The organism is Streptococcus danieliae (assembly GCF_025447695.1).
GTDB lineage: Bacteria > Bacillota > Bacilli > Lactobacillales > Streptococcaceae > Streptococcus > Streptococcus danieliae.
On record NZ_JAOBSU010000133.1, the window covers coordinates 1 to 3931 of the forward strand.

General features: G+C 47.9%; 4 protein-coding genes. All 4 read right to left on the reverse strand.

What is annotated here, in order from left to right; all coding sequences use genetic code 11:
• Positions 1-146 precede the first annotated feature (146 nt).
• Positions 147-458 (reverse strand): thioredoxin, encoded by a 312-nt coding sequence (trxA, locus tag N4310_RS07860; protein WP_262092739.1) that lies wholly within the window; start codon positions 456-458, stop codon positions 147-149.
• 114 nt (positions 459-572) lie between these two features.
• Positions 573-2909 carry an endonuclease MutS2 gene (locus N4310_RS07865; protein ID WP_262092740.1) on the reverse strand — a complete coding sequence of 779 codons (2337 nt, stop codon included), beginning with the start codon at positions 2907-2909 and terminating at the stop codon, positions 573-575.
• Positions 2910-2964: 55 nt separating this feature from the next.
• The gene (locus N4310_RS07870; RefSeq protein WP_262092741.1) at positions 2965-3522 is read right to left on the reverse strand and encodes a CvpA family protein; all 558 of its coding nucleotides are present in this window, start codon (positions 3520-3522) and stop codon (positions 2965-2967) included.
• An 8-nt stretch (positions 3523-3530) separates the two neighbouring features.
• On the reverse strand, positions 3531-3776 hold the full coding sequence (locus N4310_RS07875) for a hypothetical protein (protein ID WP_160332416.1): 246 nt from the start codon (positions 3774-3776) through the stop codon (positions 3531-3533).
• Positions 3777-3931: the final 155 nt, after the last annotated feature.

Genomic DNA, 3931 nt, shown 5'->3' on the forward strand with positions numbered 1-3931 from the left:
TTACCGTGGCGATTTTTCTTTTTATACTCTTCTATTCCCTTGGTATACATCGGATCAGAGACAACGGGAATGATTCATTTTAAATATGCGAAAAACCTGAGACTCCAACCACTCCGGCACGAGTCCCAGGCTTTTACAAACACCACTTAAAGTGATGCCATCATTTCTTTCAACTGATCCTTGGTGTGCACACCAGCTACCTGTTTCACAACCTCTCCGTCCTTCTTAAACATCAAGGTTGGGATTGACATAATTCCGAATTCACGCGCAGTTTCTGGGTTTTCATCAACATCCATTTTCACGATCTTCAATTCAGACTCATCAACTTCGCCTGCCAATTGCTCCAAGATTGGAGCCTGCATGCGGCAAGGACCACACCAAGTTGCCCAGAAATCAATCAACACAAGACCTTCTTGAGTCTCTTCAACAAAATTTGCATCAGTCACACTTTGTACCATATCAATAGCTCCTTTTTTGTTCTTGCTACTAGTTTACACCAATTTCGGAAATAATGATAGAATTTGATTCCCGATTCCGATACTGAATCCACACTAACCTTCGAGAAAAAAGTTTTATTTAAAAATTGCGATGGTCACTCCTGACCCTCCAGCATTCTGTGGCGCATAGGCAAAGGACTTGACCTGTTTATTCCGGCGCAGGTAATTCTGAACGCCCTCACGAATCACTCCAGTCCCAATCCCGTGGATAATATCCACCTGGGCCATATTATTCAACAGGGCTTGATCAATAAAGGCGTCCAATTCTTCCATGGCTTCCTCATAACGTTTACCCCGTAAGTCCAAGCGAGCCTTGGCTCCCTGACTCTTGCTACGTTTAAGCGTTGAGACCTTCCGAGAGGCCGGTTTCTCGGCAGCCGCTTCCTTGCCAACCGCTTCAAACTCATCCTCTTTTAAGGTCATCTTCATCAGTCCAACCTGGGCCTCCCAGCGTCCATCCTTCAAGCGCCGAACCAGATTGCCCCGCTGCCCATATTGGCTAACCAGGATTTCCATCCCGACCTTAGGAGCTTTTTTCTTTTTAGCCCGGTTGAGCACCTTATTTTTGGACAGATTGATTGTTTCTGGTGCTAATTCCTTCAGCTTCGCCTTGGCTTCAATAACCTGGTGGGGCTTGAGTTCAGCTCCTGCTTGTAAGTTTTTCAGGATCTGCTCACTCTCTTCCGTGGCCTTGGCCACAATCTTCTGAGCCTCTTTCCGCGCCTCATTTAGCTCGGCTTCTTGCCCACGTTCCAAATCCACATAGAGTTTTTTCAGAGCCCGATTAAGCTTGTAGTTTTCTTGCTCCAGGTCACGGATGGATTCCAGCCGGCGCCGACTTTCCAGAGTTTGGTCTTCCAAGCGTTGAATAATCCGTGAGACATCCTGGTCCTGGTCCAATTGCCCCTCTGCTTGGGCCACAATCACCTCTGCCAAGCCTAACCGTCTGGTAATTTCAAACGCATTGGACCGGCCCGGTACGCCCTGCATAAAGCGATAGGTTGGGCGGAGGCTCAGGGTGTCAAACTCCATGCTGGCATTTTCCACTGCTTGGGTCTCAATCCCGTAAGCTTTAAGCTCTGGGTAGTGGGTGGTGGCCATGGTTTTAATGCCCCGTAAGCGGAGATCTTCTAAAATTGCGATGGCCAGGGCCGCCCCCTCTTGCGGGTCCGTCCCTGCTCCCAATTCATCAAAAAGAACAAGCGAAAAGGGACCGGCCTGCTGGAGGATCTGGATAATATTGGTCATGTGACTAGAGAAGGTCGATAGACTTTGCTCAATCGACTGTTCGTCACCAATATCCGCAAAAACCTGATCAAAAAGACCAATTCGACTGCCCTCGGCTGCCAGAATCGGCAGACCAGCCTGCCCCATTAACTGAGCCAAGCCCAAAGTCTTAAGCATCAGGGTTTTTCCCCCTGTGTTGGGACCCGTCATCACAATACTAGTCAAATCCTTCCCAAAATGCAGGTCATTGGCTACAGGCTCTTCCAGGAGGGGATGGCGTACTTGGAGCAGGCGGATATCATTCTGGCTCGAAATGGTTGGGATGTGGGCGTCCCGATCCCGCATATACTGGTACTTGGCCCCCAAGAAGTCAAAATGCCCCAAAAGCCAATGGTTGTTTTGAAAGGCCTGTACCTGAGGACGGAGGAGATTGGCCAGTTCGCGGAGAATGCGCCGGATTTCGTAACGCTCTTCTGCCTCGAGGCCAGCAATGTCTTCATTGATTTGGATCAACTCACGCGGTTCAATGTAGACCGTATTTCCGGTCGCAGAAATATCCTGGACAATCCCTTGCACCCGATTGCGGAAACTCTGCTTGACTGGCAAGACATGGCGGCCATTCCGGCTGGCAAAGAGTGGATCTGCCAAGTAATCTGCCTTCTTCTTAAGCAACTCCTGCATGGTCTGGCGCAAGTCCCGATCGGCCTGGCGCAAGCGGCGGCGGATTCGCAACAAATCCTCACTGGCAAAATCCTCAATCGTCCCATTATCGGCAATGGCCTGCAGGGCACCTTGGAATTGCGGGAAGGTCTCCAAATTTTCAAAATAAACTGCCAGATGCGGAAGACTGACATCTTCCAAGTCTAGGTAAAAATCTTTGAGCACCTGACTGGCTCTTAGCAGGGCCTTAATATCTTGAAAATCATCCAGGTTTAATTCCGCCTCCAGCTGCAGGCGTTTCAAGCTGGGGGTCAAATCCCCGAGACTGGTCATAGGCAAGCTATAACCTGCGGTCCCAAGATTTTCAATATCCCGCAACTGATCAAAGGCTTGCTGGATATCTTTTTGCTGAGTCATAGGTTTCAAATTCGCTAAGGTTTTCTGCCCTTCTACCGTCCGTAGATAGGAGGCAAAAGCGCTTTTGACTTCTGAAAACTCCAAACTTTCATATATTTTTAAATTCATCACTTCTCCAAAAATCTAAAAAGAAAGAGCCTGTCGCCAAACTCTTCCATCTTGTTTACAAACTTCCCAAAACACTGTTCACCCAAAGTTGGCGTAAAAGCAAGCGGCTAAATGGGGAGAGATTCATCATAAATTGCACCAAAAAACTGGAGCTGAGCAAATCTTGCACCACGGGAAGGGGAACGGTCGCCAAAATAAAGATGACCATCTCCACTCGATACCAGGTCAGAAGTAGGGATAGACCGCCCGATAGGAGTGAGGCCGGTAGACTGTCCCAGGTCCATTTCCAAGGGAAAAAGATGAGAAAGGTCCCCAAAATGCGGCCAAGAAGCCAAACCAGGCTAAAGGCCATCAGAAAGCCTAGACCACTATAGAAAACCTGATCCAGGTCAAACAAAATGCCCGACTCAAAAAAGAGGACCTGACTGCCACGAACTGGATTAGCATAGGGAATCCAGAGACTCAAAAACTGGGCCGCTTGCCCATAGGTCAAGGATGCGACGATAAAGGAAATCAAAAACAGGACTGTCTGACCAAGTTGCTGGCCCAGACCTCGCTGGTAACCTAAATAAAAGTTCCAAACCAGCAGCAAAAGAAGGACTAAATCAAGCATAAGAGCACCTACTTCGCCGCTTCCTGATCTTCCTGGGCACGCTCCACTTCCCGTTTCAATTGAACGGACAAGGTATTGATTGCCAACAGGATAGCCAGAGTTTCATCGTCTGCCTTGGGCATCTGCTCCTTAAGAGCCTGGTATTTCTCCTGCGCCAGACGCTCAATCTCTTCCATAAAGAGATTGTCATATTCTGTTGTTAACGTTAGGGTTTTCTTTCCAAAAGAAAATTTATATCGATTTAAATTTGCCATAATATCACCTTTTCATCATTATAGCAGAAAGGAAGAGCCTTGTCATTTGCCAAAAGGAACTCGAATCATTCCCGTTGTCTCCCGAGTTTATCAGTTTAAAAAAGACAAAGGATAGCTAACCCCTTGTGTACCAAGGAGTTTGGCCATCCTTTTTG